The organism is Niastella soli (assembly GCF_017742245.1).
GTDB lineage: Bacteria > Bacteroidota > Bacteroidia > Chitinophagales > Chitinophagaceae > Niastella > Niastella soli.
This window is the reverse complement of record NZ_JAGHKO010000014.1, coordinates 248617-264125: the sequence shown is the minus strand read 5'-3', so window position 1 is coordinate 264125 and position 15509 is coordinate 248617. Positions and strand designations below refer to the sequence as shown.

Below are 15509 nucleotides of genomic sequence, written 5' to 3'. Positions count from 1 at the left end.
TCAGTTGACCAGTTGATCAGGAAGGCAGAGCCTGTAGCGAGTCTCAAATTTCGTAAATCCATTGCCGATTGCCGACTGCCGATTGCTGGTAAAAGTAGCGAGTCTCGAATTTCGAATATCCATTGCCCATTGCCTATTGCCCATTGCCTATTGCCGGTAATTAACCGGGAGCGAAGTTTCCTCACAGAAAGACAGAAACGCTTTAGCGGTATCCATACTTTCCTGTAAGGTAACCGGTTTGGTTATATAGGAGTGAGCGCCCAGCAGCATACATTTATCCTTTTCCAGCGGGTTTAAGGAAGTGCTGTAAATGATCACGGGAACGGTATTAAAACGTTCATCTTCTTTAATGCGGCGCAGGGTTTCTGTACCGTTTAATTTAGGCATGTTCAGGTCGAGGATGATCAAAGCCGGTTTTTGATCGGCATTGAAATCGGTACCCAATAAACGCAATACTTCTTCACCATTTTGAGCAAAACAAAGCACCTGACTGGCATTGAGTTCCATCATGGCGTCTTCCAGAATTGCACGGTCATCGGCATCGTCGTCTGCTACTAATATTTTCAATGAAGTGTTTTCCATTATACAGTTCTTATTGGTAGTGAAACAAAGAAATTGGCGCCTTTGCCTTCGCTGGAGGTGGCACGTATGGAGCCTTTGTGTATTTCAACTATTTTTAAACAAATGGCCAGTCCTAAACCAGTTCCTTCATATTGGTCCCTTGCATGCAATCGTTGAAACAACTTGAAGATCTGCGGCGCATATTTTTCTTCAAACCCTATCCCGTTATCAGCAAAGATTATTTCATGGTTATTTTCAACCTGTTTACAGCTGATGTTTATTTCAGGCGGTACCCCATTTCTGGAATACTTTAAAGAATTGGTGATGATGTTTTCGAATAACTGTCGCAGCAGGCTTTCATCGCCTTCCACAGAGGGTAAGGATTGAATGTTTATTACGGCTTTTTTCTCTTCTATGGCAAGTTGCAGGTCCTGCAGGGCATAACGGGCTACGCTGTTCAGGTCTACGTGATTGAAGGCGATCTCGGTCTTGCTTATTTGAGAGAAGGCCAGCAGGTCTTTGATAAGGGTGCGCATTCGGCCAGAAACGGAATGGATGAGCTTTAAATACTCAATTCCTTTTCCATCCATTTTGTCATCATAGCGTTTAAGCAAATAATCGCTGTAGAACATTAGTTTTCGAACGGGTTCCTGCAGATCGTGCGAGGCAACGAATGCAAACTGTTGCAATTCAAAATTGCTTTGGTTCAGTTCCACAATATATTTTTCCAGTTGTTCCTGGTGCTCACTCAATTCTTCCTGTACCTGTTTTAATTCAAAATTATCTTTTAGTGTTTCTTCATATATTTTCTGGGCATGAATATCTACCAGATAGCCTATCCAGTATTGCAGTTCGCTGCGATCGTTCAGAAAAGGGGACAGGGATACCTGGTGCCACAGGTGATCATCATTGTCTTTTTGTTTTATGCGGGCCTGCATTTTAATAGAGGCTGCTTCCTGTGGTATTTTATTATTGAAGAAAAGAATGAAGGCATCGTAGTCACTGGGGTGCACTATTTGTTTCCACTTGTCAGTGTTTAACGATTCAATGGTTTCGCCTGTATAGCGTTGCAGCCATTCATTCGCGTATACCACTAAGCCGGCTGTGTTCAGGGAAAAGATCATCAGGGGCAGCGAATTGGTAAGCATTTTATACTGGGCTTCGCTTTTTTGCAATTGTGCCGATAATTCCTGCAGCCGTTCATTCTGTCTTCTTATTTCTTCGTATGGTGAAAAGGCTGGCTCGTTACGGAAGATGGTGCGCCATTCATCCCGCTGCGACATATCTATCTTTATATGAGGGGGGATGGCATAGAACAGTTCAACCAGTGTTTCGGAATTTTTGTTGGTAGAAACGGAGAATTTATTGACCAGCTTCTTGGCATATTCGAGGCCATTTAGGTTGGTACCTGAATTTTTTCCATTTTTTATAGAAGCAACAATAAACTGGATCTGTTTATTTACTTTGTTACCATCGACACCCAGTACCAGGTAGCCGCTTTTGCCGTTCTCAATAGTGTTCCTGGCAACTTCCGAAACGGCCGTTGCAAAAGAAGTTTGGGCAGAAAGAGATAAGCCAAGCAATTCTGCCAGTTTCATAGAGCGTTTGTGCGCTATGATCAGGTCCATTTCATTTTCAAGAACAACCTTTGCAATGTCTTCCATTATCAGGTGTTTATTTTACAGATCGCTACGGAGGTGTCGTCGGTAGTACGTGTAAAGTCTTTAAATAATGAGGAGGCAAGTATAGTCAGGTCGTACCTCGATATGCCTGTATATTTCAGGGTGTCCCACCGGCCGCGGAGACCATCGCTGCACATTATCAGATACTGGCCTTGTTCATGTACGATCTGCTGGCTGGTCAGTATCCGGGGCATATTTAAACCAATGATCCCATTATAAGACATAAAGTTTTTGCTTATGGTTGGGCCGTTTATTTTAATGGTAATATTTCCAACACCGCAGACCTCCCATGTTTTTTTAGCGAGATCAAAAATGGCCACCATACCTACCAATCCTCTTGTTTTTTTAACAGATAAATTTATATAACGTAAAATTTCAGGAGGATAGAGTTCCGGGCAATTGGCAAAAGCAATCCCTGCTTCCTGTACTGCGCGGGCGGCTTCTACACCATGGCCCAGGCCATCGGCCAGAAAGAGCTTTACATGGCTTTTGTTTTCAATGTGAAAAAAACTATCCCCGCATTTCGTTTCTCCGGGTTTTGCAACTACCACCGATCTTACTTCTGCAATGGGTGGCTTTATATGAAGCGCCAGACCTTTAACATATTTGCGGCATAAAATAATTGTGCCCCAGTTTTTTTGCGAATAGATCTGAAAAGTGTCCCCTAACCGCTGCATAGCGCCCAGGCCAAGTCCCAGGGTGCTTTTGGAACTTTCACCATCCCGTAGCATTTTGTTTACATCGGCAATCCCTGCACCGTTGTCTATGCTGATAAGCTCTATGCCATAGTTATTATTGTGGTGAACCAGTTTAGCCAGAATTTGTCCGCCCCCTGCATGTTTAACGAGGTTGCTGGCCATTTCGGCTACAATGATGTCAATTTCTCCAGTCTGTCGTTCATTAAAGGGAAGCGTATGAGCGAGCGCGCGGATCTCTTTTTTTAGGACGGCAAAATAGCTTCTGTCATTTGCTTTGAATAGTATATGTACATTATCAACCATTTTTCCATTTGATTATAGAAACAGTAGTTCCTTCACCAACGCTGCTCTTGATTTCGAATTCGTTTACCAGTCTTTTTGCACCCGGTAACCCGATGCCAAGGCTTTTCCCGGTAGAAAAGCCATCTTTCATAGCCAGTGCAATATCACTTATACCGGGGCCTTTATCTTCAAAGATCAGCCGGATGCCGCTGTTCCTGCCTTCGCTGATCACTTCTATTTTCGTGATGCCTCCTCCGGCATATTTCAACATATTCCTGGCCAGCTCACTGGCTGCGGTGATCAATTTGGTTTGATTGACGACACTCATTCCAATTTTTACCGCATATTCTTTTACGCGGTTACGAAAAGGCACAACATCCTGTTCCTTTTCAATATTCATGGAGTCCTTATTCAGTACTATCCTCATTGGTTGCTATTTCTTCTTCTTCTTCCTCACCGGTGTCCAGGTCTTTAATTTTGTTTCGTAACAACTCCATACCCTTTACAACATTCAGTGCCGTATGAACGCCTTTTAGCTCAAGCCCCAGTTCAACCAACGTTATGGCAACGGCGGGTTGCATACCGACCACTACCGTTTCCGCATCCATAATGCGGGCCATATTGCCGATATTGCCTAAGATGCGGCCCATAAACGAGTCAACAATACTCAGGGCGGAAATGTCGATCAACACACCTTTCGCCTGCGTTTTGTTAACCATATTTACCAGATCAGTTTCCAGATTGATAGCCAGGCGGTCATACAGATCTATCTGTATGGTGACGAGTAAAAAATTCCCCATTCTGAGGATAGGTATTCTATCCATAGCCGAATTACTTATTTTTCTTTTTGAATACGTTTAACATCTAGTTTCAATAATGCGAAAGCATATTTCAATGCACTGGCCAATGTGGCTTTGGTAACGATATTGGAGAGATCGATTCCAAGGTGAACAACGGTTTGTGCAATTTCAGGACGTATGCCGCTAATAATGCATTCTGCACCCATTAAGCGGGTGGCGGCCACCGTTTTAATGATGTGCTGGGCAACCAGTGAGTCAACAGTTGGTACCCCTGATATATCAAGTATGGTGATGGTGCTGCCAGTGTCGACAACGTTTTGTAACAGATTTTCCATAACCACCTGCGTGCGGGCGCTATCGAGCGTTCCAATAATGGGCAGCGCCAGAATGCCGTCCCATACCCTGATAACGGGAGTGGATATTTCTGTTATTTCATCGGTTTGACGTAAGATCACTTCTTCACGACCCTTGATGAAGGTTTCAAAGGTGACAATACCCAGGTTGTCGAGTAATTTATTCATGGCCACTAAGGCTTCTATCAGCGTCTCCTGGTCATTTTTGAGTTCAATTATCAGGGTTTGTAAGATGGCGTCTTTCAGGCTGAACACGAATACGCCGGTTTCGCGGGGTGAGAATCCCTGACGGGCCCTTGAGATAGAAATGCCGGAGAGAATTTCATAAACTGTATTAAAACTCGCCGAATTAAAATCATCTAAATTTTGTTCGGTAATGGCTTTTAACAACGCATCGATCAATTCTGCACTCTGCTCACGCAACTCGTCATTACTCATCAGGTCTTCCCGTAATCCGGCATCGGCCAGCTGCATATTCATCCAATCTTCGATAATATTTTTCTTTTTCTTTTGCAGGAGCTTTGAAATGTCTTGCTTCATTTTGTAAAGAGGTTGAGTTTATAAGTTTTTTTTTAGTGACTGGCCAAATGTGAAAGGAGCTACTAAGCAATTTACCTGCCAGCACGGGGAATTAAGAAAAGTGGGGAATTGCGACTATAACGTCAATGGGAATTTGATAGGGGTGATAAAGTTTATATCATTAGAAGGAGATACTGTGGAAGGGAGATGTAGGTTGTTCTGTTGATCAGTTGACCAGTTGATCAGGAAAAGGCCCTCCTACGCTCTTCGACCGCCATAGCCGAAGGCGACGGCGGTAAAGCTTCGGCGGGCAAAGCAGGTTGACAAGGTGGAAGAAGGTTGATAGGGTTGATAAAGGAATTGAAGCAGGAAATAGGACGTAGCAAGACGGAAGTAAAAAGTTGATGAGAGGATCAGGTAGAAGAAGGTTATTATGGATAAAGTAGGCGTTTGATCGAGCAGAAGGCGAACAAGTGAATGGTGAGTGGTGAATCGTAGAGTGAACTCGAAATTATTTTTGAATCCTAAATAATAGCGAGCCTACTCACAACTCACAACTGACAACTGACAACTGACAATTGCCGATTGCCGATTCAGGATTGCCGATAATATCTGCAATAAGGACTTTCACGTTTCACGATTGCCCATTGCACATTCATAAACCACTGCTAGTAAACTAAGGCCGTTGCTGGTTTCTTATTCACCAGCCACTTATTCACCCGATACATCAACCACGCACTGCCGGCGCCAACGATAGCGCCTGCCAGTACATCGCTGGGATAATGCACGCCCAAATACATTCTTGAATACCCCACCGAAGATGCCCAGGCATAGGCAGGCACCGCCACATACCATTTGGGATAAGCCATAGTTAATGACGTGGCCGTAGCAAAGGCTTCCGACGTATGACCAGAAGGGAAGGAGGGACTGCCGCCATTACTGGCAGGAACAATAAACGGATGATCGGCAAAAGGCCGGTGCCGTTTGAAGGCATATTTAAGACCGGTAGTTATAAAAGAAGAAGCGGCGAGGCTTTCAGCCATATAAAATCCTTTGTTGAGGGTGACCCTGTCATTGCGGACAAGACCTGTTGCCAGCACGGTTATGGGCGCCAGCATACTGATGTAGTTGGTGGTATTGGAAATTTGTTGATAGATCTCAACCGGGTCTTCATGGCGGTTCTCCATCATTTCGTTCAATACCTGTACGTCGAGGCTGGTCCTTTGGGCCTGCGCTGCAGGATGTAAAAAAGATAAGCAAACTACTATCAATAGCAGGTTACGGATGATCATCGGAATAGAATTTCATCCCTAAACTACAATATGATCCTGTTTGAATTTAGAAGCGAGTTGAGGGGGAAGGTTGATAGGGTTGATGGAGTTGATAAGGGAAGTAGGAGGTAGGAAGTAAGAGGTAGGAAGTAAGAGGTAGGAAGGTTGTGAGCCGCAGGCAGGTAAGTGTGTGGTGAATCGTGAGTGGACTCGCTATTATTTGTGAATCCCAAGTAATAGCGAGCCCACTCACAACTGACAACTGACAACTCACAATTGCCCATTGCCCATTAAAAGGCCGGACGTAACTCGCTGGCGCTGGGTTTCTTTTTAAACAACCACTTGTTGGCCTTGTACATCAACCAGGCGCTGCCGGCGCCAATTACGGCCCCTGCCAGCACATCTGAAGGGTAATGCACACCCAGGTACATTCTTGAATATCCTACAGAGGCTGCCCAGGCATAGGCTGGAACGGCCACATACCATTTGGGAAAGGCCAGGGTGAGCGAAGTGGCGGTGGCAAAGGCGGCAGACGTATGTCCCGACGGGAACGAAGGACCACTACCCCCGGCGACCTTGGTAAGGCCCGGTGTTACCGAATAGGGACGCGACCGCTGAAATGCATACTTCATTCCAAAAGTGATGAAGACAGACGCAGCTGCCGACTCAGTCAGGTACAACCCTTTTTTGAGGGTCATCTTGTTGTTGTCGATCAGCCCGGCAGCCACCACGGCAAGCGGCACCGCAAGGCTTACCATCTGCGTGGTGTTGGAAATGCCTTCCATTACGCTGGTCTTCCCAGACGTTCGGCTTTCCTGCATCTCCATCAAAATGTGTTGATCGAAACTGTACTTAGTTTGGCAAACGGCTCGGGGTTTGAAACAACAAAAGCATACTGCAAAGAGCAGTATGCTTTTGAATATAGTTAAAACCGGGGTTTGCTTACAGTTAGAGGTTTGACAGGCTTTCCTCAAGAACCTTGATCTTTTCTTCAGCATCCGTTTTTTTCTTTTGCTCTAATTGAACGACATCCGGCCTTGCAGATTGTACGAAGCGTTCATTGCTTAACTTTTTATTAACTGTCTCGAGGAATTTTTTGTAGTACTCGAGGTCCTTTAATAATTGTTCTTTTTGCGCACTTGTGTCTACGGGGCGTTCAGTCTCAATGAAAAATTTGTCTTTGTCTATTACAGTTGTAATGGTTTGCACTACAGGTTCTGTAACAAAGTATAACTGCTCAATATTGACTTGTTTTTTTAGGATAGTCTCAATGGCTTTGTAAAGCTCATTGTTGTCGCTCTGTATATACAGTCTGATCGGTTCTTTTGTTTTGATCTCATTCTTGATCCGAACATCGCGCAGGCCGGTAATTACGTCTATTAACAACTGACCCTCTTTCAAAATTACGGGATCAAATGGTAAAGCAGTTGTTAATTGTTGTACGCACAGGTCTTCCGTACGCGGAGCCAGCAAATGATAAATTTCTTCAGTAACGAATGGCATGTAAGGGTGCAGCAGTTGCATCAGTTCAGTAAAGAACGATACGGTTTTTTCATACACTGCTTTGTCCATAGGCTGGTCAATACCCGGTTTAATCCATTCCAGGTAATAACTACAGAAATCATCCCAGATCAGCGAGTAAAGGGTCTTTAAGCCTTCACTGAGTTTGAAATCTTTATAGTGTTGCTCCAATTCTGCTTTGGCGGCTTGCAGTTTGTTCTCGAACCAGGTAATAGCAAACGAGTTTGAACCGGATGTGGCTGTATCGCTCACTTTGGCTTCGAACATTTTTACCAGCTTCAGCGCGTTCCAGAACTTGTTATTGAATCTCATTCCCTGTTCGGGCGATGTTTCATCAAACAACAGGTCGTTACCCGCAGGAGAAGAGATCATGATGCCAAAGCGAACCGCATCGGCGCCGAACTTATCGATCAGCATCAGCAGATCGGGTGAGTTGCCAAGGCTCTTACTCATTTTCCGGCCCTGTTTATCACGCACCATGCCGGTAAAGTATACATCGCTGAACGGTTTTAAGTCCATGTATTCCATACCCGCCATGATCATTCTGGCTACCCAGAAGAAGATGATGTCCTGTCCGGTTACCAGTACCGAAGTAGGGTAGTAGTAATTGATATCGGGGTTGCCGGGGTGGGTAACACCTTTGAACACTTCAATAGGCCATAACCAGCTCGAGAACCAGGTATCAAGAACATCTATGTCCTGAGTCAGAGGATGTGTTGTATAGGGGTTGTCTTGTTTAGAACTTACTTCAATGGAATGGGTGTTGGTGGCCCATTGACGAACGGCTTCTTCCTCGGTCTCGGCTACATAGCAATTGCCTTTATCGTCGTACCAGGCGGGAATACGTTGTCCCCACCACAATTGACGGCTGATACACCAGTCTTTTATATTCTCCAGCCAGTACTTGTAGGTGGCCAGGAATTTATCGCCGGGGTGAATGCGTACTTCGCCACTGGTTACGGCAGCCAACGCTTGTTCGGCGAGCGGCTTCATATTCACAAACCATTGGGTGGAAATACGGGGTTCAACCACAGCCATGCTGCGTTGTGACAGCCCGATGCGGGTGGTGTATTCTTCTTCTTTTATCAGCAAACCTTGCTCCTGTAACGTTTCTACTACCTTTTTACGGGCTTCAAAACGGTCCATACCCACAAATACCTGGGCAGCCTCGTTCAGGGTGCCATCCTCATTGAGGGTGTCAATTACAGGGAGGTTGTGTTTTAACCCGAGGTTATAGTCGTTGATATCGTGGGCTGGAGTAACCTTTAAGGCGCCGGTACCAAATGCGGGATCAACATATTCGTCAAAGATCACGGGTACGGCGCGGTTTACCAGCGGAACGATCACTTTTTTGCCTTTCAGGTGAGCAAAACGTTCGTCAGTGGGGTTTACGCAAACGCCAGAGTCGCCCATGATGGTCTCAGGACGCTGGGTGGCGATGGTAATAAACTCCGCAGAAGGCTGGCCATCGGCCGAGGCCACTGCATATTTTACGTAATACAGTTTGCCTTGTATTTCTTTATATTCCACCTCTTCATCGCTGAGGGCGGTTTTGGCGGCGGGGTCCCAGTTGATCATCCGGGCGCCGCGGTAGATCATTTTTTTATTGTAGAGGTCAACAAAAACCTTGATAACAGCCTTGTAGTAATCGGGGTCCATGGTAAAAGAAACCCGGTCCCAGTCAACACTACAACCCAGTTTTTCTATCTGGTGGTAAATGATGCCGCCATATTTTTCTTTCCACTCATAAGCATGTTTCATGAACTCCTCGCGGGTAAGGTCGCTTTTTTTGATGCCTTTTTCCTTTTCCAGCATTTGCACTACCTTACTTTCAGTGGCAATGGAGGCATGGTCGCTACCGGGAACCCAGCAGGCGTTAAAGCCGCTCATGCGTGCTTTGCGCACCAGTATGTCTTGCACAGTTTCGTTCAGTGTATGGCCCATGTGTAAAACCCCGGTCACATTGGGTGGGGGTATTACCACGGTGAACGGTTTGCGCTCATCGGGGGTGCTGTTGAAATATCTCTTTGATTTCCAATGTTTACTCCATTTGTCCTCCACCGCTTCGGGCTGATAATTCTTGCTTAATTCCATAGATTTATAAATCTGCTTTAAGGGAGTGCAAAGGTACTAAAACAAGGGCAGTAGGCAATGGGCAATAGCCAATAGGCAAAAGGCAATGATTTGCCCGCTGAAGCCTTTGCAAAGGCGGGGGCAATGGGCAATAGAAAAACAACTAAAGACTCGCGGTTTCGCGCTATGCGCTCCATATGAATACATAATTTCTATCTGGGTCAGGGATCTTTGATGGACCGTTTATGGTTTAATGCCGACCAAACAGGGACCTAACAAGGACCTCACAAGGACCTCACAGGGACCTGAAAGGGAGTTTCTCCCTGTTAGGTCCGGGTAATACCCCTGTTTGATCTCACCTTCATGGGCTGAATCCTATTATATTGGTAGTGAAATGGTATCGAAATGGTAGTTTAATGGTAGCCTAATGGTCTGGATATTGTCTCCCGGTGTTCTGGATATGCTCTGGGGACTGTAGTTCCTATGACCACTCCCAGACAACCCGCTGACCACTATCTGACCACCTCCAGACAAGTACCCTACAGTGTGCAGACGGCAAACGGTCTCGGCTCAGCCGAGAGCAGACGGCAAAAGGCAGACGGCAAACAGGACCTTCGCTACGCTCAGGTCCGTTAATCGGCAATCGGCAATCGTGAAGTTACTCCCATGTTGAAAGGAACAATGAGTTATGCGCATAAAAAAAGCACCTCGCTGGTTGCCAGATGCTTACAAAATAATTTCTGTTCCAATATCTTATGTCAGCAGATACTGGAAGGCTTTTGTGTTTCGGTAAGAAGGTATTGCACTAACTGTTACTAAGCATACCAATACAGGTACGACAGCAACATGATAAAAGCTAAGAAGCCAATTGCCATTAATACTACTTTACCGTTTTCGCCCAAATGGAAATGATGCGATGTCTTTTTCATACGCTACGTGTGTTTTTTTAGAGTTTTAAATTCTTACGTAGTACGATCATGCAAACGGTCTTCACAGGCTTACGGAAAGATATAAAAGGGTGGTACTATTAACGCTGTGGTTGTTCAGGAAGGATATATTCCAATTAGGAGTAATGCCAGGCTATTGATTGTTAAGCCATGACAAATGTAATACACAACTGCCATTCCTGCAAATGATTAGCCTATAAAAAAAGGTGAAATAGAGGGGCTGTGCGCCCCGGGTAGTCTAAAAACGGGAAAAAGTATGAAGCACAAAGACAGCTATTTGTGACGGTTATCAGCTTTGCGCTTCATACAGAAACGTAAATTCCTAATGAGGGGCAAAGCGATTAGCTTTGGGTAAACCAGTAAGAAAACAGAACCAGTGCAGTGAAAAATAATACGATCACTGCAATTTTAGTCCTCTTTTCGTTGGTCTCCTGTTTGGCTTGCTGCAAGTCAAATTTTTGCATAGACAACGGATTTTTTAGAGGTTTAACAATGCGGGACGGATTAAACACTCACGGGGTAGGATTGTATGAATGGCTTATAATCACCTTGTTATGAACTAAAGGGGGCGATTTTGCCGTTCTTCCGGTTTCGTTCGTTCTTTGTAACTTTACGATTAATCTATGTACGCTATCGTTGATATAGAAACAACCGGGGGGTACGCAGCCAATAACGACATAACTGAGATCGCTATTGTGCTGCATGATGGACAATCTGTAATAAATCGGTTTGAGACCCTGGTTAGACCGGTTCGCAACATCCCGTATTATATACAGGTTTTAACGGGCATCTCCAATGACATGGTGGCCGCGGCGCCTTCTTTTGAAGAAGTAGCCCCTCAAATATTTGAGCTGTTACAGGGGAAGATCTTTGTGGCCCATAATGTAAATTTCGACTACTCTTTTTTAAAACATCATTTTGGTACAGCCGGGTATGAGCTGAACTGTAACAAACTGTGTACTGTTCGGCTGTCGAAGAAAGTGTTCCCGGGGTTGCCTTCTTATAGTCTGGGCAATCTGTGCAATCATTTCGGTATTACCATTTTTAACAGGCACCGGGCCGGTGGCGATACCGATGCCACCGTACGTTTGCTGGAACATTTGCTGCAGCATAACGCCGAACCACATATTCAGCAATTTATAAAAAGGGGCGCCAAAGAACAATCGCTGCCGCCCAACCTGCCCAAAGAACAGGTAGACCAATTGCCATATACGCCGGGTGTATATTATTTCCATAATCAAACCGGTAAAGTGATTTATGTGGGAAAGGCCAAGAACCTGAAATACCGCGTGAGCAGCCATTTCACACATAATGGTTCGGGCAAACAACGACAGGATTTTCTACGGCACATTCACAGTATTACCTATCAATCCTGCAGTACCGAACTGATGGCTTTTATTCTGGAAAGTGTAGAGATTAAACGCCTGTGGCCCGAATTCAACAGCAGTCAGAAAAGGTTCGCCCATACTTATGGTTTATACATGTTTGAAGATGGCGGCGGGTACATCCGACTGGCCATTGATAAAAAGAAGAAACATATGCAACCGCTGTACACTTTCAATTTACTATTGGAAGGGCACCGGTTGTTGAATAAGCTGATAGAAAGATTTAGTTTATGTCCCAAATTGTGTTTTATGCAAACTGCGCCCGGGCCCTGTACGGGAACAGCCGACAATACCTGTTTGGGTGCCTGCGACCATAAAGAGGCGGTGGAGGTATATAATAGACGGGTGCACGATGCCTTGCAATGGCTGGAAGACTGGCTGCCCACTTTTGCGGTGGTGGATGCCGGTAATGAACGCGATGAGCACAGTTGTATCTTAATGGAGAAAGGGAAGTTTTATGGGATGGGATACATTCCTGCCGGCGTGGGTATTACCAGCCAGGAAGAATTGAAGAATTACCTGCAGCAATATCCGGAGAACGATTATATCCGGGGATTGGTATATCAATATGTGGAGCGGTATCCTAATAAGAAGGTCGTATTTCAGTAGGGGGAGGGCAATAGGCAATGGGCAATGGGGAATAGGCAATGGGTAATAGGCAATGGGCTATCTCCGACTGATAGTTTAATGCGCTTCCGGCGACGGCCCTCCTACGCCAAGGCTTCGGCGGGCGAGGCAATGGGCAATTGTCAGTTGTGAGTAGGCTCGCTATTATTTAGGATTCATAAATAATAGCGAGTTCACTCTACGATTCACCACTCACCATTCACTTGTTCGCCTCACAACCTTCGATTTTCAACTTCCTACTCTTATCAACTCCATCAACTTTATCAACCCTATCAGCCTTCTTTCTCCTTGTCACCCCGCAAAGCTGGGCCGGCTCCCGAAATTTAATACCTGCGATATTCTTCCCAATTGAGCCCTCGACGCTTCGACTTCGCTCAGGACGCTCGGTCTCTTTGCTGACCCTTCGACTCCGCTCAGAGTAATGTAGACTTGTCAATGTGTTAACCTGTCAACCCTTTGTCAATCTGCCCTTTCTCCCCCAGGAATCCCACCCAATACCATTATCAATTTTATAAATCATATAAACCTCCCCTGTAATTCTTAATATTTCAATTCATTTTGGTATTATACTTGTGGACGATAACAACGCTTTTGTAAATATAACCACACTATGAAAAAAAGTAATTTGTTGCTATGTTGTTTGTTGGCAGCTGGGTGTCGTGAGACAGCACCCAAAGATACTGTAAAGACCGAAGATGCTGCCAAAACAACAGTTCCTGCTGACCAAACGCCGCCTGCAGAAAAGGTACCGATGTATCGCACTGCGGTAAGTGGCGAGCCGGTGGCGGAGTACAAACAGAAAACTGAAAATCCGTTAAATGATTGGTATTTTTCTGTGAAACTGTATGAAACATCCAAAACTTTTCAGTATCTGATGAAATTAAAGTATGAAGAGATGGAGGGTGAGGATACCTTGTTTCTCCCCAACGTAGGCACGCCGCCAAAACCTGTAATTCAAAAAGGGGAAGATAAATTATCCTGCATTGTTGGATTTATGGATAACCATGATCAGTTTCGCGAGTACAAAAAAGTGTATGTAAAGAACGATCAGCTAAAAGTTACTTCCCTGAAACATTATTCGGTGGTTACTTACACAAAATAATTATTGATCACTCACTTCATTTGGGAGCGCTTCTTTGGAAGCCTCCCTTTTTTATGGGATCAACTCATTTAATAGTTGAATAAAATTATCACGCGGTATCATGTGTGCTCCCAGACTTTCCAGGTGTTCTGTATAAACCTGGCAATCTATTAACTGTACATCTTCCTGTTGCAATAGATGTACGTAGCTGACGAACGCATATTTGCTGGCATTGCTCATTTTACTGAACATGCTTTCGCCAAAAAACACCTTGCCCATTCTTATGCCATACAAACCACCTACCAGTTCCTTGTTCAACCAAACTTCTGCGCTGTGGGCATACCCCAGCCGGTGTAGCCTGATATAAGCCTCCTTCACTGCATTAGTGATCCAGGTGCCGCTTTGTCCGGGCCGGTCAATGCTTTTGCAATTATTAATTACTTCAGCAAATGCTTTATTGATGGTGAAGGTGAACGCCTGTTTTTTTAATAATTGTTTCATGCTTTTGCTCACCTTCAAAGTTGCAGGGGTTAAAATGAAGCGCGGGTTGGGGCACCACCATAAAATATGTTGTCCTTCGTACCAGGGAAAAATACCCTGGCGATAGGCCAGTAACAAACGTTCGGTTGAGAGGTCGCCACCTACAGCCAATAACCCATCTGGTTCAGCCAGGTGAACGGGAGGGAATATTATTTCATTATCCAAAGCAAATAAAGGCATGCCGGGTTGGGAGTTGATAGGAAAGTGGCAGGCAAAAGTTAGGTCAGTACTTCAAGCGTGGCGCCAATACCACGATCGGTAATGGCATCGCATTGTGGTTTTAAATCGTCGTAAGATCCTTGCTTCACAGCATATTTTCCCTGGAAGTGAATGATATAAGCGCATTGTTCAGCCTGTTCTGTTGTATGACCGCATACCTCAACCAGGGTTTCAATAACCCATTCAAATGTATTTACCTCATCGTTCCATACAATCAGGCTGTATGGTTCGTCCAATGTGGTAAGTACATCGGTATCCTCTTCATAATGTGGTTTTACTGGCGCATCAATAGCCATAAAGTATGGTTTAATCCGCTACAAATTTATACAAATACCGATCGTCCAGCAAGCTCTTTTATGGGTTTTTAATAAGGGACGTTTTCTACGTAAATCGTTCATTCAGAATAAATAAAGTGTAGGTTATACAAAAAAAGAGTGTTTCTCCCGTTTTTCCCGGTTTGGCGTAGGGGTGGGTAGGAGCAGGTTTGTCTGTTAAATAAGTTTGCTGTTTTCTACAAATTTCTTCAACAATACGATGGTCGATTGCCAGTAAAATTCCAGGTGTTTGTAAATAACTTCTGTGGGAAAATTAGTAATAGTAAGTGTTACCGCTGTTTGCGTTTCCGCAGGGGATAAATTGAATTTAATGACAGAATAATTTTCAGATTCATCGGCCAGGCGCGATAAAGAACTGTTGTGCGAATAGCTCAGCACTTTCTCCTCATCAAATTCCAGGATGGTTCCTTTGTTGACAAATGGCAGGTGATGAAAACCTGAAATGGTGATAGGCGAATTAACTGTCCAACTGGTTTGAATATGCAGGTTCATTTCTTCTTCACCCATCCATTGTTTCATCAGGAACGGTTGGGTCAGGGCCTTCCAAACGTCAGTAGCCAGCGCATTTATTACAATTGTTTTTTCGATCAGGTTTGTCATGAAATCCGGCATAAA

General features: G+C 44.7%; 15 protein-coding genes. 2 read left to right on the top strand and 13 right to left on the bottom strand.

The features are described from left to right. Window positions 1-147 precede the first annotated feature (147 nt). The 10 genes from J7I42_RS30070 to J7I42_RS35485 form a co-directional block, all read right to left on the bottom strand. Window positions 148-582, bottom strand: coding sequence for a response regulator (locus tag J7I42_RS30070; RefSeq protein WP_209143270.1), 435 nt, complete (start codon window positions 580-582; stop codon window positions 148-150). Continuing rightward, entirely contained in the window at window positions 582-2225 is a 1644-nt protein-coding gene (locus tag J7I42_RS30065) for an ATP-binding protein (RefSeq protein ID WP_209143268.1), read from the bottom strand. Before J7I42_RS30065 ends, J7I42_RS30070 begins: the two co-directional genes overlap by 1 nt. A 2-nt stretch (window positions 2226-2227) precedes the next feature. Continuing rightward, window positions 2228-3244, bottom strand: coding sequence for an ATP-binding SpoIIE family protein phosphatase (locus J7I42_RS30060; RefSeq protein WP_209143265.1), 1017 nt, complete (start codon window positions 3242-3244; stop codon window positions 2228-2230). After that, on the bottom strand, window positions 3237-3650 hold the full coding sequence (locus tag J7I42_RS30055; RefSeq protein ID WP_209143263.1) for an anti-sigma regulatory factor: 414 nt from the start codon (window positions 3648-3650) through the stop codon (window positions 3237-3239). The genes J7I42_RS30060 and J7I42_RS30055 overlap by 8 nt, the downstream gene beginning before the upstream one ends. Then, window positions 3631-4047 carry an STAS domain-containing protein gene (locus tag J7I42_RS30050; protein WP_209143261.1) on the bottom strand — a complete coding sequence of 139 codons (417 nt, stop codon included), beginning with the start codon at window positions 4045-4047 and terminating at the stop codon, window positions 3631-3633. Before J7I42_RS30050 ends, J7I42_RS30055 begins: the two co-directional genes overlap by 20 nt. An 11-nt stretch (window positions 4048-4058) precedes the next feature. Beyond that, window positions 4059-4916 carry an STAS domain-containing protein gene (locus J7I42_RS30045; RefSeq protein WP_209143259.1) on the bottom strand — a complete coding sequence of 286 codons (858 nt, stop codon included), beginning with the start codon at window positions 4914-4916 and terminating at the stop codon, window positions 4059-4061. A gap of 647 nt (window positions 4917-5563) precedes the next feature. Beyond that, on the bottom strand, window positions 5564-6187 hold the full coding sequence (locus J7I42_RS30040; protein ID WP_209143257.1) for a phosphatase PAP2 family protein: 624 nt from the start codon (window positions 6185-6187) through the stop codon (window positions 5564-5566). Between the two features lie 269 nt (window positions 6188-6456). Then, window positions 6457-6993 (bottom strand): phosphatase PAP2 family protein, encoded by a 537-nt coding sequence (locus tag J7I42_RS30035; RefSeq protein ID WP_209143255.1) that lies wholly within the window; start codon window positions 6991-6993, stop codon window positions 6457-6459. A 121-nt stretch (window positions 6994-7114) separates the two neighbouring features. After that, on the bottom strand, window positions 7115-9781 hold the full coding sequence (locus tag J7I42_RS30030; RefSeq protein WP_209143253.1) for a valine--tRNA ligase: 2667 nt from the start codon (window positions 9779-9781) through the stop codon (window positions 7115-7117). Between the two features lie 1267 nt (window positions 9782-11048). After that, entirely contained in the window at window positions 11049-11171 is a 123-nt protein-coding gene (locus tag J7I42_RS35485) for a hypothetical protein (RefSeq protein ID WP_262898167.1), read from the bottom strand. A 159-nt stretch (window positions 11172-11330) separates the two neighbouring features. Here J7I42_RS35485 and J7I42_RS30025 point away from each other — a divergent pair, with 159 nt between their 5' ends. Both J7I42_RS30025 and J7I42_RS30020 read left to right on the top strand, forming a co-directional pair. Then, the gene (locus J7I42_RS30025) at window positions 11331-12701 is read left to right on the top strand and encodes an exonuclease domain-containing protein (protein ID WP_209143252.1); all 1371 of its coding nucleotides are present in this window, start codon (window positions 11331-11333) and stop codon (window positions 12699-12701) included. Between the two features lie 628 nt (window positions 12702-13329). Beyond that, the gene (locus tag J7I42_RS30020) at window positions 13330-13821 is read left to right on the top strand and encodes a hypothetical protein (protein ID WP_209143251.1); all 492 of its coding nucleotides are present in this window, start codon (window positions 13330-13332) and stop codon (window positions 13819-13821) included. 51 nt (window positions 13822-13872) lie between these two features. Here J7I42_RS30020 and aat read toward each other — a convergent pair whose 3' ends face one another. From aat to J7I42_RS30005, 3 genes are all read right to left on the bottom strand, one after another. After that, window positions 13873-14520: a leucyl/phenylalanyl-tRNA--protein transferase gene (gene aat / locus J7I42_RS30015; RefSeq protein WP_209143250.1), complete on the bottom strand. Its 648-nt coding sequence runs from the start codon at window positions 14518-14520 to the stop codon at window positions 13873-13875. A 38-nt stretch (window positions 14521-14558) separates the two neighbouring features. Then, on the bottom strand, window positions 14559-14855 hold the full coding sequence (locus J7I42_RS30010) for an ATP-dependent Clp protease adaptor ClpS (RefSeq protein ID WP_209143249.1): 297 nt from the start codon (window positions 14853-14855) through the stop codon (window positions 14559-14561). 195 nt (window positions 14856-15050) lie between these two features. Then, window positions 15051-15506 (bottom strand): SRPBCC family protein, encoded by a 456-nt coding sequence (locus J7I42_RS30005; protein ID WP_209143248.1) that lies wholly within the window; start codon window positions 15504-15506, stop codon window positions 15051-15053. Window positions 15507-15509: the final 3 nt, after the last annotated feature.